Origin of the sequence: Maribacter algae (genome assembly GCF_047345745.1) — a bacterium.
Classification (GTDB): domain Bacteria; phylum Bacteroidota; class Bacteroidia; order Flavobacteriales; family Flavobacteriaceae; genus Maribacter.
On the sequence record NZ_JBLFES010000002.1, the window covers coordinates 807568 to 833876 of the forward strand.

General features: G+C 40.0%; 28 protein-coding genes. 8 read left to right on the top strand and 20 right to left on the bottom strand.

What is annotated here, in order from left to right; all coding sequences use genetic code 11:
• Positions 1 to 6: 6 nt before the first annotated feature.
• Positions 7 to 933, bottom strand: coding sequence for an EamA family transporter (locus ACKWBX_RS10770; RefSeq protein WP_413968686.1), 927 nt, complete (start codon positions 931 to 933; stop codon positions 7 to 9).
• Between the two features lie 18 nt (positions 934 to 951).
• Positions 952 to 1410, bottom strand: coding sequence for a cold-shock protein (locus ACKWBX_RS10775; RefSeq protein WP_413968687.1), 459 nt, complete (start codon positions 1408 to 1410; stop codon positions 952 to 954).
• 294 nt (positions 1411 to 1704) lie between these two features.
• On the opposite strand from ACKWBX_RS10775, the gene ACKWBX_RS10780 reads away from it, so the two are divergent.
• Complete coding sequence (locus ACKWBX_RS10780; protein WP_413968688.1) at positions 1705 to 3168, top strand: c-type cytochrome; 1464 nt, start codon at positions 1705 to 1707, stop codon at positions 3166 to 3168.
• Between the two features lie 817 nt (positions 3169 to 3985).
• Here ACKWBX_RS10780 and ACKWBX_RS10785 read toward each other — a convergent pair.
• Positions 3986 to 4777, bottom strand: coding sequence for a hypothetical protein (locus tag ACKWBX_RS10785; RefSeq protein WP_413968689.1), 792 nt, complete (start codon positions 4775 to 4777; stop codon positions 3986 to 3988).
• Positions 4778 to 4972: 195 nt separating this feature from the next.
• Between ACKWBX_RS10785 and ACKWBX_RS10790 the strand changes: the two genes are divergently transcribed.
• Positions 4973 to 5590: a GntR family transcriptional regulator gene (locus ACKWBX_RS10790; RefSeq protein ID WP_413968690.1), complete on the top strand. Its 618-nt coding sequence runs from the start codon at positions 4973 to 4975 to the stop codon at positions 5588 to 5590.
• Here ACKWBX_RS10790 and ACKWBX_RS10795 read toward each other — a convergent pair whose 3' ends face one another.
• Entirely contained in the window at positions 5591 to 6190 is a 600-nt protein-coding gene (locus tag ACKWBX_RS10795) for a hypothetical protein (protein WP_413968691.1), read from the bottom strand.
• A gap of 3 nt (positions 6191 to 6193) precedes the next feature.
• Complete coding sequence (locus ACKWBX_RS10800; RefSeq protein ID WP_413968692.1) at positions 6194 to 6682, bottom strand: RNA polymerase sigma factor; 489 nt, start codon at positions 6680 to 6682, stop codon at positions 6194 to 6196.
• Between the two features lie 137 nt (positions 6683 to 6819).
• On the opposite strand from ACKWBX_RS10800, the gene ACKWBX_RS10805 reads away from it, so the two are divergent.
• Positions 6820 to 6966 (top strand): hypothetical protein, encoded by a 147-nt coding sequence (locus tag ACKWBX_RS10805; RefSeq protein WP_413968693.1) that lies wholly within the window; start codon positions 6820 to 6822, stop codon positions 6964 to 6966.
• Here ACKWBX_RS10805 and ACKWBX_RS10810 read toward each other — a convergent pair.
• The 5 genes from ACKWBX_RS10810 to ACKWBX_RS10830 form a co-directional block, all read right to left on the bottom strand.
• Positions 6963 to 7235, bottom strand: a complete 273-nt coding sequence (locus ACKWBX_RS10810; protein WP_413968694.1) for a protealysin inhibitor emfourin — start codon at positions 7233 to 7235, stop codon at positions 6963 to 6965. The genes ACKWBX_RS10805 and ACKWBX_RS10810 overlap by 4 nt on opposite strands.
• The gene (locus tag ACKWBX_RS10815) at positions 7236 to 8252 is read right to left on the bottom strand and encodes a M4 family metallopeptidase (protein ID WP_413968695.1); all 1017 of its coding nucleotides are present in this window, start codon (positions 8250 to 8252) and stop codon (positions 7236 to 7238) included.
• A gap of 86 nt (positions 8253 to 8338) precedes the next feature.
• Positions 8339 to 9403 (bottom strand): amidohydrolase family protein, encoded by a 1065-nt coding sequence (locus ACKWBX_RS10820; RefSeq protein WP_413968696.1) that lies wholly within the window; start codon positions 9401 to 9403, stop codon positions 8339 to 8341.
• A 48-nt stretch (positions 9404 to 9451) separates the two neighbouring features.
• Positions 9452 to 10063 carry a nucleotidyltransferase family protein gene (locus ACKWBX_RS10825; protein WP_413968697.1) on the bottom strand — a complete coding sequence of 204 codons (612 nt, stop codon included), beginning with the start codon at positions 10061 to 10063 and terminating at the stop codon, positions 9452 to 9454.
• Positions 10060 to 11070 carry an XdhC family protein gene (locus ACKWBX_RS10830; protein WP_413968698.1) on the bottom strand — a complete coding sequence of 337 codons (1011 nt, stop codon included), beginning with the start codon at positions 11068 to 11070 and terminating at the stop codon, positions 10060 to 10062. Before ACKWBX_RS10830 ends, ACKWBX_RS10825 begins: the two co-directional genes overlap by 4 nt.
• A gap of 163 nt (positions 11071 to 11233) precedes the next feature.
• Here ACKWBX_RS10830 and ACKWBX_RS10835 point away from each other — a divergent pair, with 163 nt between their 5' ends.
• The 3 genes from ACKWBX_RS10835 to ACKWBX_RS10845 all read left to right on the top strand — a co-directional run bounded on the left by ACKWBX_RS10835 (position 11234) and on the right by ACKWBX_RS10845 (position 13713).
• A complete protein-coding gene (locus tag ACKWBX_RS10835; RefSeq protein WP_413968699.1) occupies positions 11234 to 12325 on the top strand; it encodes a vWA domain-containing protein in 1092 nt (363 codons plus the stop codon).
• Positions 12326 to 12538: 213 nt separating this feature from the next.
• On the top strand, positions 12539 to 13363 hold the full coding sequence (locus ACKWBX_RS10840; protein WP_413968700.1) for an OmpA/MotB family protein: 825 nt from the start codon (positions 12539 to 12541) through the stop codon (positions 13361 to 13363).
• Between the two features lie 182 nt (positions 13364 to 13545).
• Positions 13546 to 13713: a hypothetical protein gene (locus tag ACKWBX_RS10845; RefSeq protein ID WP_413968701.1), complete on the top strand. Its 168-nt coding sequence runs from the start codon at positions 13546 to 13548 to the stop codon at positions 13711 to 13713.
• Between the two features lie 2 nt (positions 13714 to 13715).
• Here ACKWBX_RS10845 and ACKWBX_RS10850 read toward each other — a convergent pair whose 3' ends face one another.
• Genes ACKWBX_RS10850 through ACKWBX_RS10860 form a run of 3 tightly spaced genes read right to left on the bottom strand, consistent with a single transcriptional unit; the run spans position 13716 to position 16205 of the window.
• Positions 13716 to 15200: a M14 family metallopeptidase gene (locus ACKWBX_RS10850; RefSeq protein ID WP_413968702.1), complete on the bottom strand. Its 1485-nt coding sequence runs from the start codon at positions 15198 to 15200 to the stop codon at positions 13716 to 13718.
• Positions 15190 to 15849 (bottom strand): N-acetylmuramoyl-L-alanine amidase, encoded by a 660-nt coding sequence (locus tag ACKWBX_RS10855; protein WP_413968703.1) that lies wholly within the window; start codon positions 15847 to 15849, stop codon positions 15190 to 15192. The genes ACKWBX_RS10850 and ACKWBX_RS10855 overlap by 11 nt, the downstream gene beginning before the upstream one ends.
• Positions 15846 to 16205 carry a 3D domain-containing protein gene (locus ACKWBX_RS10860; RefSeq protein WP_413968704.1) on the bottom strand — a complete coding sequence of 120 codons (360 nt, stop codon included), beginning with the start codon at positions 16203 to 16205 and terminating at the stop codon, positions 15846 to 15848. Before ACKWBX_RS10860 ends, ACKWBX_RS10855 begins: the two co-directional genes overlap by 4 nt.
• A gap of 161 nt (positions 16206 to 16366) precedes the next feature.
• Here ACKWBX_RS10860 and ACKWBX_RS10865 point away from each other — a divergent pair, with 161 nt between their 5' ends.
• Positions 16367 to 16768 (top strand): DUF2452 domain-containing protein, encoded by a 402-nt coding sequence (locus ACKWBX_RS10865; RefSeq protein ID WP_413968705.1) that lies wholly within the window; start codon positions 16367 to 16369, stop codon positions 16766 to 16768.
• Here ACKWBX_RS10865 and ACKWBX_RS10870 read toward each other — a convergent pair.
• Complete coding sequence (locus ACKWBX_RS10870) at positions 16763 to 17638, bottom strand: pirin family protein (protein ID WP_413968706.1); 876 nt, start codon at positions 17636 to 17638, stop codon at positions 16763 to 16765. The genes ACKWBX_RS10865 and ACKWBX_RS10870 overlap by 6 nt on opposite strands.
• 55 nt (positions 17639 to 17693) lie before the next feature.
• Between ACKWBX_RS10870 and ACKWBX_RS10875 the strand changes: the two genes are divergently transcribed.
• Positions 17694 to 19019 (top strand): serine hydrolase domain-containing protein, encoded by a 1326-nt coding sequence (locus ACKWBX_RS10875; RefSeq protein WP_413968707.1) that lies wholly within the window; start codon positions 17694 to 17696, stop codon positions 19017 to 19019.
• A 487-nt stretch (positions 19020 to 19506) separates the two neighbouring features.
• On the opposite strand, the gene ACKWBX_RS10880 is transcribed toward ACKWBX_RS10875, so the two are convergent.
• The 6 genes from ACKWBX_RS10880 to ACKWBX_RS10905 form a co-directional block, all read right to left on the bottom strand.
• Positions 19507 to 20349, bottom strand: coding sequence for a 1,4-dihydroxy-2-naphthoyl-CoA synthase (locus ACKWBX_RS10880; protein WP_413968708.1), 843 nt, complete (start codon positions 20347 to 20349; stop codon positions 19507 to 19509).
• A gap of 606 nt (positions 20350 to 20955) precedes the next feature.
• Positions 20956 to 21576, bottom strand: a complete 621-nt coding sequence (locus ACKWBX_RS10885) for a class I SAM-dependent methyltransferase (protein WP_413968877.1) — start codon at positions 21574 to 21576, stop codon at positions 20956 to 20958.
• Positions 21577 to 21626: 50 nt separating this feature from the next.
• Positions 21627 to 22856 carry a glycosyltransferase gene (locus ACKWBX_RS10890; RefSeq protein ID WP_413968709.1) on the bottom strand — a complete coding sequence of 410 codons (1230 nt, stop codon included), beginning with the start codon at positions 22854 to 22856 and terminating at the stop codon, positions 21627 to 21629.
• 275 nt (positions 22857 to 23131) lie between these two features.
• Entirely contained in the window at positions 23132 to 24643 is a 1512-nt protein-coding gene (locus tag ACKWBX_RS10895) for a DEAD/DEAH box helicase (RefSeq protein ID WP_413968710.1), read from the bottom strand.
• Positions 24644 to 24778: 135 nt separating this feature from the next.
• Positions 24779 to 25708, bottom strand: a complete 930-nt coding sequence (locus ACKWBX_RS10900; RefSeq protein ID WP_413968711.1) for a 2-hydroxyacid dehydrogenase — start codon at positions 25706 to 25708, stop codon at positions 24779 to 24781.
• On the bottom strand, positions 25709 to 26218 hold the full coding sequence (locus ACKWBX_RS10905; RefSeq protein WP_413968712.1) for a DUF6155 family protein: 510 nt from the start codon (positions 26216 to 26218) through the stop codon (positions 25709 to 25711).
• Positions 26219 to 26309: the final 91 nt, after the last annotated feature.

The window sequence follows — 26309 nt, forward strand, 5'->3', positions numbered from 1 at the left end:
AGCCTGTTATTTTTTAGAGATAAACCTGGAAAATAACGTTAGTTTTTTCTTGGTATTGATAAAATATACACCGGTAAGTAAAACTATCGCCGCTATAATTGTTTGGGCAGTAATTACTTCATTCAAAAAATACCATCCTAAAAGCACTGCAATTATTGGATTTACATAAGTAGACGTTGCCACTTTTTCAGGGGATACCGTACGTAACAAATAGTTGAATGACGTAAATGCTATAATGCTTCCAAAAATAATCAATAATAAGATGGACCATAAGGTGGGCTCGCTCCATGTAGTTGGGGAAGACCAGCTTTCACCGGTCACCAAACTCGTTAAAATGAGCATAAAGCTTGCCGTTAACATTTGGTAGCCTGTATTCACAAAATAATTAGGCGGTAAGTCCGCCTTACCAACGAAAAGACTTCCATACCCCCAGCTAAGCATACAACTAAAAAGTAAGGCCATACCCAAAACGGCGCCTTCTTGCGTGATTAGTTCTTTTTGGCTGGTCAGCAGATATATACCGATAATACCGAGACCGACTCCCATGAGGGACATGGGTTGTATTTTCTTTCCCTGTAAGAAACGCATGAGCAATAGTACGACCAGAGGCTGCGCCGATATTTCCAAAGCGGCGAAACTACTGTCCACATAATTCAATGCAAAAACGGCCATGCCGTTCCCGTAAGTAAGAAAAAGAAACCCTGCAATAGCGGTATTTTTAAACTGCTTTTTTGAAATCCTTAAGGGGAGTTTCCATATTCTTGCAATGAGAAAAATAAGGCACCCTGCTATGAAGAATCGAATGCCGGAGAGCATAAAAGCAGGTAGCTCCGTAACAGCAATTTTATTCAATAAATAAGTAGACCCCCAAATGACATAAATGGCAAAAAAGGCCAATATGACAAGAAATTTATTTTTTTTGGAAGTATTCAATCGCTGTGGCGCAATGCACTAGATTTTTTTGACCCTGACCGCGTTCATGCCCTTCATGCCTTTTTCAAGCTCAAATGAAACCTTGTCGCCTTCGGCTATTTCGTCGATGAGACCGCTAACGTGAACAAAATATTTTTCTTGATTTTCACTATCTATTATAAAACCAAAACCTTTGGAAGTATCAAAAAAGTTGACCTTGCCGTTTCTAACCGGGTCAAATTCCTCTACATCGCCTTCCTCCTTCTTTGGAATTCCTAGAACAATATCCTCTGCCTCGATCTCTACTTTCATATCCGGATCTGGCGGTGTATCTACCAAGTGTCCGTTGAAATCAACATAGGCCATTGGAATACCAGAAGTACCGTTTTCTTTAGCGGCGGCTTTCCTAGCTTCCATTTTTTTTCTTTTTTCCTCACGTTTTTTCAAACGTTTTTTTTCTTTTTCGGTTTTATTAAAAGTCTGTTGCGATTTTGCCATATACTATTTAAAAATTTATGCTGTGCTTAAAAGGAAAGAATTACTAAAAATGATTAGTATGGAACATCGCCAAATTGTGTAGAAACAACAATGATACATAGGGAGCATAACAAGGAAATCCCAATCCTTTTAATTTTTCACAAAGATAACAGCAATATTTTAATTATCGGGCAGATTTAGGACAATGAAGCCCTATAAGTTATTAACCGATGATAATGGTAACTCATCCTTTATAAAAGCTTAATATATCATACTTTATGTATTTTTATACGAAGGTTTTGTCAAGTACGATTCATGAAAACAACATCTTTTTATCTTAAGGCGATAACTGCTCTTGTATTGATTTCATATATGATTTCATGTTCGAGCACCGATGTTCGGGAAAAGGTCTTAAATCCCGATGAACCCGATGTCATTGACGAGCCTGCACCTACGGTTAGAAAAATTACCAAGATTTCGGAATCCGTCCAAAGACCCGGTGATGCCATTGTAGGCAAGGAATATCTCTTTAATGGGGATTATATGAGTTCAGGAGTACCGTATGACGCTTGGATTTTTGGTAATGGGGAGAACGACGATAACGTTCTTGAAAGAACTGGGGACAACGCTATTATTTCCTATGATAATACAGCCGTAAATGCAGTAAACGGTGTGCGTGTGGTAGCGCCTAATTGTTTAAACTGCCACTCGGCAAAAATCAATAATGAGTATGTCATCGGTTTAGGACAGCATGATGGCGATTATACCAATAACCGAGCGGACAATGTTCCCTTGTTGACCGCTGCCATCAATTCTATTTACGGCTCCAATAGCCCGGAAGCGGAGGCCTATCAACAGTTTGGAAGAAGTGTTACCGCTATAGGTCCAAAGACCATCACGGCCAGTAGAGGCGTGAATCCCGCCAACAAAATTGCAGAAGTCTTGATTTCGCATCGTGATAAAAACACGTTGGATTGGAACGATGAACCCTTTGTTCAAGTTTCAGATGAAGTGATTCCTACGGACGTACCCGCTTGGTGGTTGCTCAAAAAGAAAAATGCAATGTTCTATACCGCAATGTCGCGCATGGATTTTTGTAAAAGTTTTGTCGGTGCCAGTCTATTGACGATGGGCGGGTTGGAGAAGGCCAAGGAAGTGGACAAAAATATGGAAGATGTTTTGGCCTACATCTATAGCTTGGATGCCCCGGACTACCCTTTTGAAATAAATACAGGATTAGCGGCCCAGGGAAAGGAAATTTTTGACAACACTTGTGTGGAATGTCATGGCAGCTATTCGGCAAATGAAGAAACGTACCCTAATGTACTGGTAGCACTCGAAACGATTGGTACCGATGCATCACTGTCCGATAAATATACGACGAGCACTACTACGAACACTTATTTTTTGGATTGGTTCAACAACGGTTGGTTCGGGACAGACGAAAATGCTATCGCCATTATTCCGGAAGGGGGCTATATTGCACCGCCTTTAGATGGTATATGGGCAACGGCACCCTATTTTCATAATGCTTCCGTGCCAACAATTGCAGCTGTACTGAATAGTAAGGAACGACCTCAATTTTGGAAAAGGACTTTTGATAATTCTGATTACGATACAATAAATCTTGGTTGGAACTACACGATTGAGACAAATCAATCCGATACGGATACTTACAATACCACATTAAAAGGATATGGCAATGGCGGACATACTTTTGGGGATGCATTGACCGACACAGAACGCACTGCTTTATTGGAATATCTTAAAACGCTTTAGTGCTTAAACAACATCTCTCCTCTCCTATTCACTTTATAAATGGATTCATCAAGAATCTTTTTTTGTTAAAATTCGATTTTTTATTTAATCTATAAATAACTGTTTTTCAATTAGTTAAATTATTTCCTTTTTGAGAAAATGTTAAATATAGTACCTTTTATAACATAGTACTGTAACGAAATTGATTTATCATCGTCTCTTAAGTATACAAGAAATTGTAAATAAAAATTCATCAATCAATTCATCAATTAAAAAACGAACATCATGAGAACTTTTATCAGAAACACGCCAACGGAATCCAGGAGACATTCATTTTTCTCCACTTTCAGGAGCAGCAAAAGGGTACAATGGGCGGAGGTCAGAAACCACACGCACTAGACAACTCAAACATCATCAAACATTCATCAATCATCAAAAAACGAACATCATGAGAACTTTTATCAGAAACACGCCAACGGAATCCAGGAGACATTCATTTTTCTCCACTTTCAGGAGCAGCAAAAGGGTACAATGGGCTGAGGTCAGGAACCACACACATTAATAATCCTTTCATCAATCAAATCAATTCAATTCATCATCAATCTATATCCTCCCTCATCAGGAGGATTTAAAACAACACCATGAAAAATTCAAAACGAATGTCCCCCATGGTATCCAAAAAGTTTGCTTTCTTTTCCATTGCGAAGGGAAGTAGACCTGTACAAAAGGTAAAACCTAAACAACCAAAAGGGTAAGCCAAATTTGAATTAGCTAAAAAAGGGAGGACCAAATTGGTCCTCCCTTTTTATTTTAGCTTGAAAATGCTGAAAAAATGAATCTAGTCCTTAAGCGAAATTTCTTCTTCTACGCCGTTAGGATACATAATGGTAGCGACATCGTCACAAGATCCGTCACCAAAAGCAACGGTGATGTTCAATCCATTTTTATCTATGTTCATATTACCGGAAACCAAGTAAGCACAACCTAAATTGCCCTCTAAAGTATCGGTCACATTTACTTTATAGGTATCACCATCAACCATTAAGGTCCAATTGCCGTCAATAGTGAAAATGGTAGTTGCCAAACTGTCTCCAAAGCTTACTCCTAATGTTTTAGTACCGTTTTCAGAGATGACCGATTCATCTTCCATTACTAGCTCCATATCACTCGTAACAGAGAAAGAGACTATACTTTGACCGGCATTACCAAGTACACTATAACTTCTTGTTCCGTTAATTTTGATGTTACCTACATAAAAATCAACATAAGTAGCTGTATAGGATACGGCGTCATTTTCTAGACTATAAGTTACGGTTACCGTACCATTTACATCTTCGGTACCATTAAGTACACAGTTATTGAACGTGACCGTATAACCGGTGTCCGTATATGTAGCGCTATAACAATCATTGGTATTGTTTGATTTTCCGGTATTACCGTTTGCATAAAGTTCGGATAAAACAGTATCGGCTACGCCAGAAACATCATCGGTCTCTAAAATAGTTTTTACTTCGGTCTGCGTTAAAACAATATCCTCTGCCATATCCTTATCATCACTACAATTGAATGTGACAAATGCCATAATTGCTATAAGCCAAATGTTTTTAAATCTTAAAACTGATGTTTTCATAAAAATTAGTTTGTGGGTGTACTGCTAAAAACGAGCTGGACCGGTATTTAGTATGATAAAGGTTCCCCGTTCATCGATTTTATTTAAAAAAATAAGTGTAACTCAGAAAGGCATTACATTTTTTTATACACTAAAAGCATATCTTTTCTCGTTAAATCGTATACGATATACTATTTTAGTTCGATGATTGTAAAAATGAATTTGCGGGACCAAGTGCGGGAACATCTTTTAAAGCAGATGGTCAGCGGGGCATTACAAATTGGTAAAACCATAAATCTGGCGGCGTTGTCCCGTGAGTTGGATGTGAGTGTAACGCCCATTCGTGAAGCGTTGACACAATTACAGCAGGCACATATCATTAAAGCGATACCCAACAGGGGTTTTGTCGTTTCCGAGTTGGACGTTGATGAGGCGGAAGACCTTTACAATTTAGTGGCCAATCTTGAAGTAATGGCGATTGAAAATTCAGAGTTCGATACAGCTACCATTGAAGCCTTAAAAAAGCAACAAGAAGTTTTTGAAAACGCGCCCAACGCGCTACAACGCATTCAGGCCGACTTGGAATTTCACAAATTAATGACGCAAGGATACGAAAACAAGTTGGCGTTACGCATTCTAAACGACCTCAAAACTCGTATTTTCTTTTACGAGCGTGCCTTTATGTTGGATGATTCCTTTTACAATAAATCGGACAATCAGCATGAGGCCATTATTTCTGCTATCGAGGATGATAATGTTCCTACCGCTTCCCTTTTACTTAAGATGAATTGGATGCTAATTCTTAATTATATTCAGAAGAAACTGACCGAGTGATTATTCCAGTTCATTGATAATATTTTCAGCCGAGTTGGTCATTTTCCTATAACCTTTGCCAGCCCAAACAATCATACCGATTATAAGCAAAACAGAAAATGCCATGGCTACATAATTCCAACCATTGCGCTCAACGAGGAAAAAATCTTTGCCCGAAAATAATTTGGCAAATACGATGGCAATAGAAAATAACTGAATTAAGCTTAATCCCATAGTAATGCGTTGCCATAACATGAGATTGTTTTTCTCTTTAAGATATTCATCCAAAGCTTCTTTATGAGGCCTGTTCACGATATCCATGTTCTTTAGTTTAAAAATCGATCTAAGCACTACTACGGGTAAAACCAACAGGAAAACCAAGGAGAATATTCCGCAAGCCATCAGATACCAGGTATCCAGTTTTGAAAAATTGATGATAATGTAAATAGCGGTCACGAAACAGAACACTGCCCCTACCGTTTCAAAAATTGATACTGTTTTAAACTTATTACGATATTTTTCCTGTGTCATTTTCATTATGATATTATTCGTCAATTTTTTTTGATTTTCCAATTCTTGGCTCATTTGCGACCAAGCTTTTTGCAATTCTTCAAGTTCCATAGCCTACTGTGTTAGCATGTTTTTCTTTAATTTTTTCTTGATGCGCGATATACGCGTGCCCACATTGGAAGCTTCCAAACCGGTTATTTCGGCCATTTCCTTATAGCTTTTGCCTTCCAATAGCAAGAGCATTAGCCCTTTGTCCAAAGCATTGAGCTCACCAATATGTCTGTATAATAATTTAAGACGTTCCTCAAGGAGGGAATCCGTATTTTCCATCTTTCCAAGAACAGCATCCGAAATAGGAATGGCGGTACCTCCTCTCTTCTTTCTCTTTAAGTGCGTAATCGCGGTGTTCATTCCTACGCGGTACATCCATGTAGAAATTTTGGATTCTTTTCGAAACGAATCAAAATATTTCCAAAGCTGAAATACAATTTCCTGAAACAAATCTTCTTGGTCCTCTTTATTATCGGTATAAATGGAAGACACCTTAAACAACAGTCCTTGATGTGTTTGTATGAGCTTGGTAAAAACTTCTTCTTTAGGCATATGCCTTTTTATTTTTTCAATAAGTATGGGGCTTTGTTTATTTGTCACACAAAATCCGAAAAAAATTAAAAACGTGGTTTTGATATATCGAATAAAGACAACAAATAAAAAGCGCTATCGTTCTAAAATAAAACAACATGCAGTTTTTAAACAAGGAAATAGAAGCATTGACCAAAAAAAGAAAAACCTCTTCCTTGATCAAAAAAAAAGAGGTCTCATGCGGCATTTTCCAGAATTATGACGCTAAGCCGTATAGTCCAAAAACCAAAGAATCAAAGGATTAAGGACTATTTTGAGAATCTTTTACTTTTTGAATGAATTTACGCAATTGCGCAGGCATATTGGTGTCGTCATAGGTATTGGTATGCAGGCCATTATCCGTGATGAAGGATATTAAGTATGAGAAACCGTCCCTGACATTATGATTCTTTTCGGGAGGGTTTTGTAGGGCAGCTATCAATTCCTCCTGCTCTTGAGGGCTAAGGTCGGTTTCCCCAATGTATACTTCGGGCAAACCACGAAATCCTCCTTCTATTTTAATTTTATATTCCATTTATACCGAAATAGAAACTAGACCCACAGCTTCAAAACTTTTGGATATCGCCTCTTTGGCATTTGTCGAAACTCTATTATCGTCCGATAACTTTTGGGTCGTTTCCAATATTACCTCCAACATATCATTAAAATCTGCCGTCCTCCAAAGCCCTTTTAAGGTTTCGAACCAGATAAGTGCACAGTCCGCTATTCCCAATTCCAAACAACTTAAGTAAAACGCCTTGTTCGGAATACCGGAATTAATGTGAACCCCCTGGTTATCGGCCAAACCGGAATAGTAGTTGTCCATATGATCGGGTTGCGTATCAAAATCATTGGCGGTACCGGGTGATTTCATAGACCTGAGGGCCACTCCGGGGAAGTTTTCCGTCACAATGGTATCCCCAATAAGCCAATCGGCTTCCGTAATATCTTGCTTTAAGAATTTTTGTTTGATGATAGTACCAAAAACATCGGAAAAGTGCTCGTTTAACGCTCCGGATTGCGACCGATATTCCAAATTAGAAAGAAACTGGGTAACACCGTGGGCCAGTTCATGCGCAACCACGTCTATAGCACTGGCAAAATTGGTGAATTCCTTTCCATCCCCATCGCCGTACGTCATTTCGTCTCCGTCCCAAAAGGCATTGTTGTACGCCTCTCCATAATGAATATTGGAAATAACGGATAGGCCATTGCCATCAATGGAATTTAGACCGAACGTCTCCTTGAAATAGTCCCGCACGAACCCGGAAGTCTCGTAAGCCCCATTGGCTACTTCATCCTCTACCACTGCTCCTCCTTCCTCGCGCACCAGTTTCACACGTTGTTCAAATTGGTTTTGGGAGTCGTATATGAATCGGTCTCCACTATCTTCCTCTAATTCACGGAACAATAGATTGTTTAGAGCCGCATTTCTTTTGCCAAGAATTCTGTACGTATCGTTGAGTGTTTTCTTGCAATTTGTATTTCCTCTTTTTGCCAATGCTTCCAGAATATGTGGCGGCACGATGTGGCATTGATGCTTATTGCACATTGTAATCAGATTTTGGGGTTTCACCCACAAGTTCAATTCTTTTGGGGCGATGGCCAAATTTTATGCGTTAAACTCTTTTTAAAAAATTAATTGGAAAAAAGGGTTTTGTCCAGACCGGGAATAAGATTTAGCGCGTTCTGATAGTATAATTTTTTCAATACTTCATCGGGGAGGTTTAAACCGTACATGGCCCAGAAAGCATGATATTTCTTGTAATATGGGAAATACTCGTCATTGCTTTCCAACACCCTGAAATAGGTGGGAAACTCCTCTGGTCTCCAACTGTCCTTTCCAAACAATACCCTGTCTTGATACTTAATGAAAAAGGCACGGGCGTTCTGGGGTTGCCTCCCCAATTCTGCAATGACCGCGGCAATGCCTACGTTCATGTTGGGAATTTCATCCAATAACTCGCCCAGTCTTCCTAGGTTATTGGCATACCAGCCCATGTGCGCATTAATGAACTTGGTTTTAGGGTGTTTTTTGAACATACGATGCTGTTCTTGGATAATTTGCTCCCACGGGGCGGGATCGGTCGCGGAACGCTGTCTTCTTGGATGTGTTTTAAGCTCCAACCAACGCTCATTGTCACTGTCCATATCATCCCAAAATGATTTTGGATCTGCGGCATGAATCAAAACGGGAACACCCAACTCCCCGCATTTGGCCCAAATAGGGTCCAACCTTACATCATCAATAGCCAACCGCTTACCTTCCGTGTCTTTGTAACGTAATCCCAAGCTTTTGAAAATTTTTAGCCCTTTGGCACCATTTTTAATATCGATTTCTAACTGGGCCGCGGCTTTTTCTCCCCATCCGGGTTTTCCCACGCCATCAAAATCAACATTGGCAAAAACTACAAAACGGTTTGGATGGCTTTTGTTGATATTATCTATTTTAGTTTTTAAACTGGCTCCTGAACCGCCGCTTAGATTTACCATAACACCCTCGTTGAGCGCGTCCATATCTTTTACAAGTTGGTTTAATCTTGAGACGGACATGTCCCTTTGGTGACTATGGACATCCACGAAGGGAAATTTCGCTTTTTTTATTTCTTTTCCGGGGACAACGAGTGTAGAAGATGGATTGTATTCCTCAAAACTCATTTCTTGGCCCGAAAGTCCGTGGCAGCCTAATAGAAATACTGCCAATAATATAAAGGACTTTTTAAATTTAAATTGATGGGTCATTGTCATGGATTAATGGTATTTATGATACAGTTCGTGATATGTTTCTTGTGTGTCAATATCTTGGTTCATCTTTCCCGAATCCAGAACCAAGTTGAGATTTGCATACTTTTTCATGATTTCCTTGGCACCAAAATCTTCCGATAGATCCAGTAATTCATCAAATAAACTCTTATGAAAAACTGCGGGTACTCCTGCCCTGCTTCCGTATGCCGTTGAAACTATTTTGTGCCTTTCTTGTTTAAACTCAGCAAGCATTTCGTTAAAATATGTTACGGTAAACAGCGGTTGATCCGCTAGCATCACCAAAATTCCGTCCAAATCATATTTTTTCTCATTAAAATACTGTACACTGGTAGCTATACTACTACCTAGCCCTTTTTTCCAGTCGTCATTCATGATAATTTCAACATTCAGGACTTCCAAAGAACAAGCCTTCTTAATTTTGTGCGCGCTGGCCCCTAGTACTATAAAAACTTGGTTTGCGGTCGTTTTTAATGCGGTATGAATAGCGTTTAAAAGTAAATTTTCATGTTCCCATGGTAGTAACTGCTTTATGGATTGCATCCGACTGGATCGTCCTGCCGCTAAAATCAAGATGCCTATGTTGGATTTTGTTGTCAATCGTGAATACCTTGTTTCTTATCTCTGAGCGATATGGGTTCTTGGTTTCGTATGACGGCCAGGATTTCTGAAATAATGGCAATCCCAATTTCCTCGGGAGTTTCAGCCCCTATATTTAAACCAGCTGGACCATGAATGTTTTCGAAGAAATCAAAATCCATTTCGGGATACAACTCCATAAATTCATGGAATAGTTTTTCTCTTCGTTTCAAGGGACCTAAAAGCCCAAAATACATTGGTTTAGCATCGCTTAATCTAAACAAATACTTTAAGTCCTTTACATAACTGTGTGTCATGAGCGCTACAGCAGTTTGCGCATCAATTTTAGCCGACGGAAAATCCGAGGGCTCAACATTCCAAAAATCATGTATCCCTGGAAAATCGGCAATGGTTTTTTCTTCCTGCGGAACAGCACAAACGGTTACTTCCCAACCCATGGACAGTGCTAATTTTGACAATTGCACGGCATCATGCTCCGCACCGATGATTATCAATTTCATACAGGGTTGAAATACCTGCTCAAAAAATTCAAGTGTTGCTTCAGGTTCTTTTTTAGGCTGAAGTTCAAACTTCTTTCCGTTTATAGTGAAAGAGGAGCCAATACCTTTGAAAGAACCGTATTCTTTTTTAAAACAAGAAGTTATACTAAAAGGTTTTCTATTAGAGATGATGGTGTCAAAAGCTTGAAGTAATTCCAAATCAGGGGCAAACGGTTCTATTAAAATATAAAGAATACCTTCGCAACCTAATCGGTATCTGCCGTCATAGGTCATCATCTTTGGGTTACCAGTGGTCAGCACGGTTTCTGCTTGTCGTGCCACTTCTTTTTCTACGCATCCACCACTTACGGCCCCAGTGAGTTGACCATCTTCCCGAATCAGCATTCGCACTCCCGGTCTTCGGTAAGAGGAACCATCCAAGGCGACGACGGTAGCCAAAACGGATTTCAATCCTTTCTTTTGGTTACTCAAATAGTCGTTGAAAATCTGCTTCAACTCATGCGTCATACAATAGTATATTAACTCTTTATACTGGATGAAAATACCTATTTAAGCCTGTTTTTTAGGGCATATTTGACTTCTTTAACAATGTTTAACATATTTTTTTATGCTGCTTATACTTTAAACAAAGTTTGTCCGTTCTGCTTGTTGAACTCAAAAATTTATGATTATGAAGTTTTTTTTGAAAACCATTACACTTCTTTTTTCAATTTCACTATTTGTTTCATGTGGAAATGCCGATAACGACATTAATTTTATTCCTGATTTTGGGGACGGTCTGGGAAAAGGGAAACCCGTAGATGATTGTCTCGGACTGGATGAGGGGGAATTGGTGCTTTCTATTCAAGAGGAATTTACTACGTTACCGGGGAAGGTCTCTATTTTTTTTAAAGTATCCGATACGGACGGAAATCCCGTTTCCGGTTTAACAGCGGACCAATTTACCATATACGAACAAGGAAGGAACGATGATTGTTTCAATACCATATCCACTTCAGAATCTGCCGCGCGCATTTCGCCTAATTCTCAGATTTTCAATAATAATACTCTGCTGGTCCTAGACTTAAGTAATAGTGTTTTGGACAGTAGTTTGGATGAATTAAAAGTGGCTTCCACCAGTTTTGTAAACAATGTTATGCCCGCAACGGATGTAGATTCCTTTAAAATGGCCATTTACTGGTTTGATGGAGAGGATGAATTACACCTTCTAAACGAGTTGACTTCCTCCAAACAAGAATTGATTACGGCAATAGATGGTATTACTACGGATATTAGCAGCGATCCTTCTACCGATTTGTACGGAGCGGTCATAAAATCGACCGACATTGCATCCAATTTAATCCAATCAACAACGACAAACGGAAACATTGGAGCCGCATCTGTAGTTATTTTTACGGACGGTACAGATCAAGCGTCCCGTTTTACCGAAGCTGCCGCTTTGAAGAAAGTAAACGAGGCCAATGCCAATATTTCATTCTTCACCATTGGTCTGGGAAGCGAGATAGATACACAGGTTCTAGAAGATATAGGAAAGACCTTTAGTGTTTTTGCCCAAAATAAGGAAGAATTGGAACAGACCTTTAGGGATATCTCCGAAAAAGTATCGGAAAGGGCCAATAGCTTCTATTTGTTCGAATACTGTAGTCCTAAAAGAGATGGTAGCGGTGAGAATAATTTGGCCATTCAGGTTAAGACCGGTTCCCGCCAAGGTGCCGTGCAGACCAAATTCAGTGCCAACGGATTTACGGGAGGCTGCGAATAAGATTCTTTCATTTCAAACAATATAAAAAAGAGGCACAGTGTTGCTTCTTTTTTTGTTTTAATAAAGACAAAACAACAAATTGAAAATCAAAAACTTATGCACTTTTCTATTTGAAACGGGTATCTATTTTGAAATCCTTGAAACATCCGTTTGTCGATTTTATGCGTAGATAAGGGCTATAATACTAATATTAATCTAAAAGGAATATTCAAAATGAAAAAATTATCAATAGTTGGATTGCTGTCCGTAGCACTTTTAACTTCATGTGTTTCCAAAAAGAAATATGTTGCCTTGGAGGATAACTTGGCACAGACAAAAAGTGCTTTGACCAAAACTCAGGTAGAAAAAGAGGAGTTGGAAGGTAAAATGGCTAAAATAGAAGCTAGAGTTGCCGAATACAACGCTAAAATCAATTCTTTGAAAGAAGTAAACGATAGTCAATACACCGTTAACGATGTAACGGTAATGAGTAATAATACCATGGACAACATGCGCAAAACCTTAGCAAACGTTGATCCTGCTAAACTTGCCGAGGCAAAAACCTTACAGGATTCGATGAACTTGGCCGTCTCTTACAAGTTAAAACAGTCTATTTCCGATGATAGCGAAGATGTAGACGTTAGTATTGACAAAACGGTAGTCATGATCAATATTTCCGATGAACTGTTGTTCAATACTGCTAGTTATAAGGTAAGTAACAAAGCGGATAACATCCTTCAAAAATTGGCGGACGTGATCAATTCCGAGCCAAGCATGGAAGTAATGGTAGAAGGTCATACCGATTCCAGAACCATAAATACCCCAATGGTAACGGATAATTGGGACTTAAGCGTAAAACGTGCAACATCTATCGTAAGAAAATTACAAAAGGATTTTGAGGTAAATCCATCGCAGCTTATTGCCTCCGGTAGAAGTAGCTATGTACCCTTGGTAGAAAACGACTCAAGGGAAAATATGGCCAAGAACAGAAGAACAAAGATTGTTATTCTTCCTAATTTGGATAAGTTTTTCGCGTTGTTGGATACTGCTGAGTTATAGGAAAAGTATATTTCTAAATATAGAAAATCAATTAAGGGAGGCGTAAGCTTCCCTTTTTTATTGGACTAAAATGTACAAGACCTCAGTAGGGTTTTTGGCCCGATAATTGTTTTAACATAACAAACCCTAACTGTAACGAACAACATCCTAAAACTGTAAACTATTAATTTAAAAAGAAAATTATGGATGTACTTAACGAAATTATCCGAAACAGTGCCATAGGACCATTGTCCAAGGGGTATCAGAGCTTTGTTTTATTTTTATTTTCGGCAATAGTGGTTACTTTGGGCACTATGCTCTTTGTTTTGTTGACCTATGGGCGTTACGTGAATGTACAGTTTGGCTACTAAGATTATCTGAAAATCATTGCATTTTTATTCGCGAATTCAAATATGATTTGCTTAGAATCTTTGGATAAATCGATTAAAAAACCATTGATGACCGCATATTTCAACTCGCCCTCTTTTTCCAAAAAGAAGGTAGGATTCACACCTGGTTGCAAGTTTAGCTCCGGAATTTCAAAGCTTTTACTGATCAAATGAAAAGGGAATGGAGAATTCAACTGTTTGTTTCCAATCCTATGAGTTCTAATATATCCATACCCAGCTTTTAATAGTTCTTGAAAATTTAAATTCCTCAAATCTTGAATCGAATTAAGTACTTCAGGATAAACTTTGGCTTGTTTTATGGTATACCCCGCTGCATCAAAAGTGTCATATCCATAATAGGTAGATAAATCTCCTTGGTCCCAAATACGGTTGCTATACCAAAAATCATCATGGTCTTCATCATCAACCTCTACGTGATGTATCCCGATATCAATTTTATAGTTTTTTCCAAATAATGGATAATTTGCCCCTATAATTTTTAGATCGAACAATTTTCTATCGTTTTCCGGAATTTTTTCATAATCGGAAAGCGGTATATTTTCATAGTTTTTGATAGCGATCGTGTAAATTGCCGATAGGATGGAAACATAATTCAGCTTACGGATCTCCTGTTTTTCAATATCGTTTTGATACCCGCCAGATTCAATTAAAATAGTGCTTGTGCCCCATTTCTGAATATTATCGCCAAAAGCCCTTGGTTCAAAATCATCATTATAACGGCCCACCTGTCCTGGAGCATATTCTTGAATGATATTATTCATAAAAACGATGATTTTCATAGCGTTTCCCCGAACCATATTAATATCCTTTTCATAATTATAGGCAGGTGCCAAATAGGAAATAGTAGCAGGTTTTGCCGTTCGTTCCGCATTGTAATATTTGCTTTGGTCATGGAGGTTAAAACCAAAATCGGCCTCCAAACTATCGCGAACACGTTTTAAGGTTTTGGATTCGGGAGATTGTAGCCTGAGTGCATCCCTATTGATGTCAATTCCCAATAAATTTCGTCTCTGAAAAAGTTCAGCTCCGTCCGGATTCAACATCGGTAGAAAATGTAAGGTCACTTCGGACAGTATTTGTTCTTTCTCGGTTACGAAATCATCATTGTTCAGAAAATTTAAAATATCAAAAATCGCTTGGGTAGCCGTAGGCTCATCGCCATGCATTTGCGACCAAAGCAACACATTTACAGGTCCTTTGCCCGTACTTATCAAGGAAAGTGATTTTCCTCCAATGGATTGCCCTACTTCAGTCACTTTAAACCTAGGATTGGCAGTATATTGTTCGATTAAGGGCTGAAGCTCACTGTGCTTTATTCTTCGCTCGTTTAACGAGCTTTCCTTATAAGTGTCATAGGTGTCATATAATTCGGCGGTAAGATTCGTTTCTTGCGCAAATACTGAGAAGGAAAAAAGAAATAAGTAAAAAAAGAGTGTTTTAATCTTCATTTGGTAATGGTTTAAAATTCAAATCGGAAACTGCATCTCGCACTTTTTGCATAAAATACTGCCCAGGATCGGTTTTCTTTGTACGATAGCCATCGTCTCTCTCCAACCACAGCGGATGGTTTTCAAAAAGGGTATATTCATAATGACCTATGAGATAATCAATATCATACTTGTCTTTTAAATAGCGTACCAGCCAGATATTGGATTTTAGTTGAGCCTTGGTCAAGGGAAGCTTTTCCGTACCGCCTACATTTTCTATCCCAATGGCACAGTGGTTTAGGCCTATTACGTGACGGGCCATAGTGGTCTCGGGCAATAATCGGTAAATAGTCCCATCCCGGTCTATCATAAATTGGGAGGAGACGTTCAGTCCGCTGATATCTTTGATTTCTGGCCGCCAATTGGGCAAAGTAGGATTATCAAATGCTTCGAAGGATTTTTCAAAAGTGGGAATAACGGTCCAATGTAACACAATCATTTTGGGAACTATTGTGGGGGTGTTTTGGACCAATCCGTATCTGTTCTCCAAATACTCCAGCGTAAGCGCTTCACGCTCATCATTGAAAACAATAGGACGGTCTACGATTATTTTTGTAGAAGTACAGGAAAAGAAACTTGCCAGAACGATTAATACCGTTATTTTTTTCATGGTGAAGTGCTAACAGTATCGGTGGTTACCGCGTATTGAATAATAACTTTTCTTCTTCCCCATTGCCTTGCCTTTTTGATATTATTTCCCATATAAATATCGATTCTATTTCTCCAACGCCAATGCATTTTGTCCTTTACCAAATAAACCCCTTCAAAAGTATCTATTTTCACCATGGTATTATGGGTCAAGCCTTTTCGTAATAAATCCCTGGAAACAGCGATCCATTTTACACCGGGCTTTATAGAATCGCCCCAAGCGGTTATTTTGGGATGCTCATAAGATGTTTGACTCGGAACGGAGTTATATGCCGTAGCGGTAACTTCCATGGGAATCCATTCGTAACTAGGTGTCATTTCCCGTTCTTTACAAGAAAAAAATAGCAGAAAGAGGGACAAAGAGAACAGTTTTTTGAAATAAAACATCATTTCAAGATAAGAATAACTTTTAAAATGTTGAAAATCCTATGGGAACGGAACTTCCCATAGTCTTCCATTTTGTTTAATTTTGTAATGCTATGACGAAAGAAAAGAAACCGGATTCCGTTGTTTTTGATGAAGAAACACAGGCCTATCATGGGAAACTAATGCCCTACGCCACCGGGGTATTCGCACCAAAAATTACACCGCCCGATGTTACTTCTTGGAAGAATACCAACATCGTCAGTGCCAACAATCAATTCAAGGCAAAGTACGAAGCCATTCAAGAGGAATATAAAAATTTGATGGCGGAGTTTGAATACAATAGTTTGGTCTATAACGCCAAGTTCAACTTTGAACCCATTGTTGGCAAGACATATCATTTATACCGGTCTAAGGATGAAAGCACTTTTCTCTCCCTTATTTTACCGCACGAATGCAATTTTGAGCACTTGGGAACTTTTATATTGGCACCGGATAGAACTTGGCAGAAATTATGATCCCGGCAGCGGAACGTAGCTTTTATCGTTCTTCATCATAGGGAACGTTTTGTCCTCCCATGCTTGTTTGGCAGTTTCAATTTTCTGGGCATCATGTGAAACAAAGTTCCAATGGATATGGCGTTTTTCGGGAAAAGGCTCACCACCAAAAAGCAGCAAGTGGGTATTGGGTTTTAAAATGGTTTTACAGGTATCGGCTACCTTACTGACCAAAATATTTCCTTTTTCCACAGATTGACCACAAGCTTCAATACCGCCATCCACAATGCAAATTCCAATTTCGCCTTTAAGATTGTCCATCGTATTCAATTCATAGGTTTCCTCCGTTTTTATTTCGACCATAAATAATGGGGAATGTACCGGTACGGGCGATTTTCTTCCGTAGCCTTCCCCGGCAACCAGCTTAAATTGGGTCGTACCGTCTTTCCAAGAAGGTAAATCCGTGGCCGGAATATGATGGAATTCCGGTTCAATATCTTCCATGTCCTTGGGCAAAGCCACCCATATTTGATAGCCGTGTGCGGTAAATGTATTTCCGTTGCGAAGATGTTCCGGGGTTCTCTCAGTATGGGAAACCCCTTTTCCGGCAACCATCCAATTTACGGAACCGGGTTGTATAAGTTGTCGGGTGCCCAAACTGTCCTCGTGCATGAGCTCACCCTCCAATATAAAGGTCAAAGTGGACAACCCAATATGTGGGTGTTGGTCAACATCCATATATTTTTTAGGTCCTAAATCCGTGGGTCCCATATGGTCAATGAAGATAAACGGACCGATCATCCGCTTTTTTCTAAAGGGAATCAATCGCCCTACCAGAAAATCTCCAATATCCCTGCTTCGCTCTTCAATAATCAATCCAATATTCGACATAATTACGTTTCCTTTTTGATAAATTTACAATAAGAACTCATTCAAACTTTTATACTTGAAAAAATTAAGGAATTTTCTGCTTGTTCTGTTACTTATCGTTAGTGTTGCCATTTGGTGGAACTATCCCAAATTAAACATGATTTCTGGCTTTGCCTCCAAAAATTTAGCTTCTTGGAACCATATTTCCCATAGAATGTACAGCGATATTGATGCAATGGACAATGACATGCCCCTCATTAAAATGGCGGAATTAGAAGAAGTCGTAGGGAACAAGGTCACGAGTTCGGTTTATGGCTTAATGCCAAGAACTACGGTGTGTAGAGATGGTCTGGGCTGTGTTTTGGTCAATGAGGCATATGATGCTTCGTTCGTGTTGCCAAAGCCCAAAAGAACTGTTTTACAAAATAAGCTGCCCTTTCCCTTTGGAAACAATAGCGTTAAGGATACAATTTTCCCGGAAGTAGATTATGATCAGTTGCAAAAGGCGGTCGATTTTGCTTTTGCAGATTTCGAGACCGTAAAAACCCGAACAGTTTTGATCGCATACAAAAATGAACTATTGACGGAACGTTATATGGAAGGGTTTTCTCCCGAGACCCCTATTCTGGGCTGGTCCATGACCAAAAGTATCCTGGCAACCTTGTACGGGATTTTGGAATACCAAGGAAAAATAGATGTAGCGGAAAATGCCCTTCATCTTAAAAGTACCTATCCAAGCATTACCTATGATCACTTGTTGCGGATGCAAAGCGGTCTGGAATGGAACGAGGACTATGCCTCTATTTCCGATGTTACCAAAATGTTGTTCTTGGCCTCCGATATGACCAAAATCCAGGCTGAAAAGAAAGCGATAGCCGCACCTACGGAAATATGGAACTATTCCTCAGGGACTACCAATATGCTGTCCGGAATACTAAGGGAGCGGTTTTCTTCACATCAAGAATACCTTGATTTCCCCTATACATCGCTTATTGATAAAATTGGAATGCATTCCATGCTTATTGAGGCAGATATGGAAGGTAATTTTGTGGGCTCTTCTTACGGATGGGCCAATACACGGGACTGGGCCAAATTTGGACTACTCTACTTGAACAAGGGGAATTGGAACGGGGAACGGTTATTTGATGCCGATTGGGTAGATTACGTAACGACACCTACCCAACATTCCAATGGAGTCTATGGGGCTCATTTTTGGCTGAATGCCGGTGGAAAATATCCTGATGTCCCCCGCGATGTATATTCCGCTAACGGATTCCAAGGGCAACGTGTTTTTATAATTCCCTCCAAAGAATTGGTTGTGGTTCGCACCGGTCTGGCCAATGAAGATGTTTTTGACAGCAATACTTTTCTAAGCGAAATTATTAAGGCATTGCCTGAATAAATTATAAAATTGTAAGATTTTTCTTTCTAAACCACAACAATCAGTAGGTTCACCACAACTTTTGCTTGTCCCACAACATTAGTTACGTTTTTTTTAGGGCTACTTCTATATTTACATTGTAGTTAAGAAAGTAAGATAACATTTTAAAGACTGACAAAAATTTTTTCATTTTCATATAGTGTTCTCGTAAAAGAGTCCTGTTTCTAAAGCAGGGCTCTTTTTAGTTCATAAGATTCTCAATGGAAAAGTGCGCAATGCGAATGACATGGAGCCAATCGAATTATTTCCGCTGAAAAAGCGGAATTTCAGAACTCAATTCCAATCCGTTTTTGATATTATCTTAGTATATCGACTGCCTTTCCTACTATACCATTCAAGCGGGCGTTCGATAGGACAGGAAAAAATACTCGGATGGTATTGAAAAGTTGTTTTAATGGAACTATCAACAGACAGTTAAAATGTTCCCCCTTCGGAGGTTAGGAGGCTTTTATGGCAGCCACTTATCCTTCCCAAAATTGGGTTTGCGTTTTTCAAGGAATGCATTTCTGCCTTCTTTGGCTTCCTCGGTCATATAGGCCAATCGTGTGGCTTCCCCGGCAAAGACCTGCTGTCCTACCATACCATCATCCGTTAGGTTCATCGCGAATTTGAGCATTTTTATGGAGGTAGGCGATTTTTCCAATACTTCCTGCGCCCATTGGTAAGCGGTAGCTTCCAATTCCGCATGTGGCACCACAGCGTTGACCATACCCATTTCAAAAGCTTCTTGGGCGGAATAATTGCGACCTAGAAAGAATATTTCGCGAGCCTTTTTCTGCCCTACCATCTTAGCAAGGTAGGCCGACCCATATCCTCCGTCAAAACTGGTCACATCGGCATCGGTTTGTTTGAAGATAGCATGTTCTTTACTGGCCAAGGTCATATCACAGACCACATGCAGGCTGTGTCCGCCACCTACGGCCCAACCCGGTACCACGGCAATGACCACTTTGGGCATAAACCGGATCATTCGCTGTACCTCCAAAATGTTAAGGCGGTGCTGACCGTCCTCCCCAACATACCCTTGGTGTCCCCTAGCCTTTTGGTCGCCACCGCTGCAAAAAGACCAAATCCCATCCTTTGTAGAAGGGCCTTCCGCAGAAAGCAATACCACACCAATACTCGTATCTTCTTGGGCATCATAAAAAGCTTTGATTAATTCACTGGTGGTATTGGGTCTAAAAGCATTACGTACATCGGGGCGATTAAACGCAATACGGGCTACACCATTGCTTTTTTTATAGGTAATATCTTCAAATTGGAGGGCAGTTTGCCATTGGGCTTGTTTCATAATAAGAATACTCAAATTAAAGACTAAAGATACGGTTTGGAATTACTAGAAGCAAAATGTTAAACCAGTGCTGTTTTAGTAGAAGAGCGAAGGGAAACTGTTAAAAACTTTCTCAACAAGAACTATAGGAAACCCTTGAAATTATTATTAGAAACAATGAACTTCGTTATCAGTCACTAAATAGAAATTAAAACTTCTTTTAGCTTATCGATGATGTCGAATACGCCTGCGGCGTACTTTTGTTGCACTGCTAACGCAGCTACCGCACCAAAAGCGGGTCGACATCATCGCCGCGCTATGCCGGATCGCCAAATCCGTAGGACAAGGACCCCTTTTGCCAATATCGCCGCAACGGCTTAACTACTCGACATATCAGGACACTAAATGCAATCCGGTACGGCGAATTTTATTCCCAATACCGCAAAATCCACAAGGCTTCACGGCCTGCCCTGCAGGCCTGGCCGAGAACCATAACGAGAGACTAAGCGGAGGAACCTTTCTCACGTTATGGTTTTACAGGATTTTGCTATATTTCCTTAAAATTAGCCGGACTGCACATAGCGCGGCGATAACTAAACCAAAAAATTTCGTTGCCATCCCTACATTTTAAAAAAGCTTGTATAGCATAGTCTTGATAACTCCTTTGCCATCCGTTACCGGAACTGTCAATAGTTGTTTTGCAGATTTTACTTTTAAATGAAATGGTGCCGCTAATACATCTACTCCGCTCTGTTTTTTAAGCCGTATGCCCTGCCCAGAGATGATGTCTTTGTTGGGTATAAAGTCGCCCTGAGGGAGATGTTCCGTAAGCAGTACATATTTATAATTACCCAGTTTGGAAACGATTTGCTGTATTTCTGCATTGGATAGGTGCTGTAACACTTGCCTCAAAATAATACAATCCGCTTTGGGCCAGTTCTCTTTGGCAATATCCAAACACCGAAACTCCAAGTTTTCAGCGTTAAAAGTTTTTTTATTATATGCAATGAGGTCCGGTACAATGTCTACCGCGATATATTTTCGGGTATGGGATACCAACGCCTTCCCCACGTTAAAATCCCCGCAACCTAGGTCCAACACGATAAGCGGCTTTTCAAAAGATTGTAAAAAGTGTATGACCATTTTTAGATAGGGAACCACCAGTTCCGGATGATGGGAGCCTTCCCCGGAGTAAAATGGAATAGCGCTTTCCCCTCCCCATAGCTTCATTTCATAAATCTGTTCCATAGCGGCTTTGGTGGGCCAAGCTTGTTTTTTCTTTTTGGAGGGATTGGTATTCACTTGTTTTTAGCTTCGATCCATTTACTCATAAACTTGGTGCTTTGCAGGGTTTGATGTTGGAGCAAACTTCCTATAAAATTGGCGTCTCGGTGCTTCTGTACATCTTGTTGCAACCTTTTTAGGGTATTGTTCAGTGTCTTTTGAAGCTTGCTTTTGGAATAGATGGCGTTTATCAGTGTAATGCCCTTTGCCTGAGCCATTTCCCATTTGTTTTTGCTTGAATATATTTTCACCGCAGCTCGTGCAAAAGCAGCTGGATTGGTTGCGATGCTTCCATTCCAAGGTAAATCGCCATGCATTCCTTCGGCACCGATTGGAGTGGTGATACTCGGTGTTCCAAATTTCATGGCCTGTAACAACTTTCCTTTTATTCCGGCCCCAAAACGTAAAGGCGCTAGGCAGATTTTAGCATTGCACATCACTTCTCCAACATTCTCCACCCTACCATGTACATAAAAGCTTTCTTCGGGTCGGTTGAATTCCAAAATTTGTTGCGGAAGATAACTCCCGTAAATATGGAGTTTTGCTTCGGGAAGTTGTTGATGGATCAAGGGCCAAATCTCGGTCTTCAATTGTTTTATAGCATCTATATTTGGCGTGTGCTTCCCTCCGCCGATAAAGATAAAATCGTTTCGCGCTTCAAAAGGGTTCCAATCCGGTTTTTTGGGGAGTTCTTCTTCCATAAAGGGAAGGTGGAGCAACAAATTCTTATCGATTCTAAGCTCCTGTAGCAACAATTCCATTTCAAAACTTGAAATAATCAAGGAAATGTCGCATCTGTAGATGCTGGCTATTTCGCGTTTGGTCTTGTCGTCCTGTTTCCAGAGTTGTGCGGTAAAAGGAACTTGTTTTTTTAAGTATTGTTCCCGCACATGGCGCAAGGAATGCAAATCTTCTGCATCCAAGATGCGCAGCGCATTGGGTACTTGTTCCGCAACACGCCAACCGAACTGCTCTTCGGTCAAAAAACGGTCGAACAAAACGATATTGGGTTGTAAATCACTTATGAAAATATCAAAAGAAGTATGGTTTAATTGAATGGCCTGTTTCTGAATTCCAAGGATTTCTAACGGAAAGGAATACTGAGTTTCAGCAGCGGAAGAGGCAAATGTAATTTTATAACCTTCCCTAATAAAAAACTCCAACAGTTGCAGCATTCTGACCCCGGCCGCGGTAGAATCAGGTTCTGGCCAACGAAGCCCTATCACAAGGAGTTTTTTGTTCATTTTAGCTATTCGTATATGTCGACTAGGCCCATTTTGAGCGGAGCCGAAAGATTAGAGGTGACGTCTTATTTGTTTAGCTAAGTTCAAAACCCTGCAATTTTATTACGGCAACTCTAGTTTTTATAAACTTTGAGCCTATTTCGTCATTTCGATAGAACAGTTACGATAACTATCGGGAGATAGACGGAAAATCTTAAAACAATGAGATTCCTCTCTTCGTACCTCATTCGGAATGACAACTATTTCACTAAGTACTGATTCCTAACCACTAATCCTCACATCTTCGCAGCAAACTTCTTGGAAATCTTACTACGCAACTTACGTTCGTAATCCTCTTCCAACCACTCTTTATAGTTCTTGGTGTTGTTCATGATGCAATAGGAATATTGCCGCACGCGGTATTGAATCTCTTCTTTCAGCTTTTTGGCAAGAATGCGGGCATCAAAGACATCTTCGGCATTTTCTACACAAATCTGTGCATGTTGTTCTATGCTTTTTTCCAAGACCAGCTTGGATTTTTCGCCGTTTGCAAAGGCTTTTTTATACTCGGCCTTAATATCGAAATCAATACACGGGCTTTTTGAGAATTCCGCCTTGAGTTCTTCGGGCATTTCATAAACGAACTCCCGTTCAATCTCCTCATCGTTCTTAATATTCTCCAAATAGAAATCCGGAAAGTGGAATATCTCCTGCCAGTCTATTGGAGCGTTCCACATACCAAAACGGGCAATATTGTTCCCCATGTCCACCACGGTAAACTCCTCTTTATTGGGCAGATACCTGGAGCCACGCCCGATCATCTGAAAATATAGGGTGAGCGAACGCGTAGCGCGATTTAGAATAATGGTTTCCACGGAAGGTTCATCAAAACCCGTGGTGAGAATACTAACGGAGGTCAATATGGCATCCGGGGTTTCCGAAAACCACTGCAAAATTTCCTTTCGCTCCGCAGCCGAATTTTTATTGTCCAAATGGCGAATATTATATCCCGCCTTTTTAAAAGTTTCATATACGTAGCGAGAGGTATTGATACCGTTATTGAAAATCAACGTTTTGGTACCTTTCGCAATATCATTATAGGCCGAAAGCAACTTGCCCAGCATACTGTGGTTTCCATACAGCTCATCGGAAGACTTTACCGTGTAATCCCCATTGATCCCCAGTTTGAGGCTTTGAAGGCTTACGTCGTAATTATACATATTCGCCTTTGCCAAAAATTTCTTGCTTATCAAAGATTCAATAGATTCCCCAACGATCAACTTTTTGTAGTTGTCCTTCATGGGGAGCTTTATATTGGAACTTAACGGCGTTGCGGTAACGCCCAAAATGGTAGCTTCCTCAAAATATTTGAACAGTTTACGGAACGAATTATAGTGGGCCTCATCAATTATGACCAAACCAATATTGTTGATTTCCACTTTTTCCTCTTGTAGCCTATTGTTCAAGGTTTCTACCATCGCCACAAAGCACATAAACTCATCCTGGTCCTGAAGTTCCTTTACTTCGCTATTGATAATTTTATTGTTTACCCCAAAGCCGTGGAGCATTTTGGAGGTTTGGAGGCTCAGTTCTATACGATGGGTTAGCACCACTACTTTTTTTCGTGTTCTTTGTGTATAGCGCTTTGCGATTTCGGAGAAAACCACCGTTTTACCTCCACCTGTAGGCAATTGGTAAAGGATATTGGAATTATCGGAATTGTTTTCCAAACACTCAAAAATGGTGTTAAGATCCTCTTCCTGATAATCATAGAGCTTTTTTTCGGCGATGTCAGTTTCAGATTTCAATGGAGAGCTATCCGTTTATTTGGGTTAGGTAAATGAAAACCTTCCAAAATTAGGAGAAAATTCACCTTCAAAAAAATATTATTTTGGAAAAGCGAGAAGAGTTATCCACGGGTTGTATATTGACGCAGTGTTGCATTAATACCCATTTTTTCTATCCACTTCGTTCAAAAGAGGCTTCCCATTTTGGAGCCGTTTATAATTCTCCAAAATTTGGGGTATCACTGAATTTGTGTCGGAAACGCTTGCGTAATGGGGGGTCATCAATATTTTTGGATGCTGCCAAAAAGGATGTTCCTCCGGTAAAGGCTCTTGATGGTACACGTCCAAACATGCCCCGGAAAGATGGTCGTTGTCCAAATAGGCAATCAAATCGGCATCCGTTAAATGCCCTCCTCGGGCCACATTGATGATATAGGCACCTTTGGGAAGTTGCCGAAACAGACTGGCATTTAAAATGCCTTCCGTAGCTGGTGTTAACGGGAGCAGACAGACCAAGATTTCCGTACTATTCAAGAATTCCGAAAGGCTATCCGTGCCGGAGAAGGTCTTAACGTTACTGATCGATTTTTGTGAGCGGGACCATCCCTGTACCTGAAAACCAACCCGGGTCAAGTCCGCTGCGGTCAATGCGCCCAATTCCCCTAGTCCCATAATACCGACCGTTACATCTTTTATACGGCGGTAGTCTTTAGGCTTCCAATACGATTTTGTCTGATTTAATTTGTAGGTATTGAAATTTTTGAGTTCCGATAAGATTACCGCTAGCACATGTTCGGACATATCACTGGTCAAATAAGGATCTACCAAACGGGTAATAGGAATATTTTTGGGAGCCGTGCTGTCGGCAAAAATATAATCCACACCGGCCCCGGCAGAAGCAATGCACTTTAGATTGGGATACTTTGCTAGCGAGCCTTTTGGGTGTTTCCAGATAAGCGCCATGCTGATCTCATCCCCAGGGTGTTCTTCTAAATAGCTGTATACCTTACTATTTGGGTCGAAACGTGTTATCGCATCTTTCCATGAATCTATTTTTTCGTCCTGTCTTATAATGACTATGCCCATTTAATCCAATATGTCCATTGCCTTATGAAAATCGTCTTCATAAAGCCATTGTTGTTCTTCTACTGTTCGGTGAATTTTCAAAATTCGATCTTTAAAATCAGGTAATAGCTGGTTTTGCGAAATATGCTGTATCATTTCCGTAAACGAGTTGAGCATGCTTTTATAAAAAGCATCGGGTACGTTTTTCTCGGTAGCAAAGGTATGTGCCACTTCCAGATTATAGCACATGACATCGGCTATTAAAAATGCTTCCATCCCCAAAGTTTTAAAGTGCTTGATGTATTTCTGCGCTACGGAACGTCTCGCTTTGGGCCTTCTCCGCTTTAAGGGAAAATACTCGTTGGATATTTTTGCCTTGGCTTCCTGTACCAGTTTTTCTTCCTTTGGGTTGAATACAAAGTCATAGTATGTCTTAACCATGGGAAACCGTTGGTACAAATCCAAAATTTGTGTTTCCAGATCTGTTTTGGATAAATTTTTCAAATATTCCTTTAACGCTCTTTTACTCATGCATTCAACTGTTTTTCAAAAATACGCTTTGCCAAGGGATTACCCGAAATACGGTAAACTTTTCTTAAAACCTCATAAATTATGTATAATA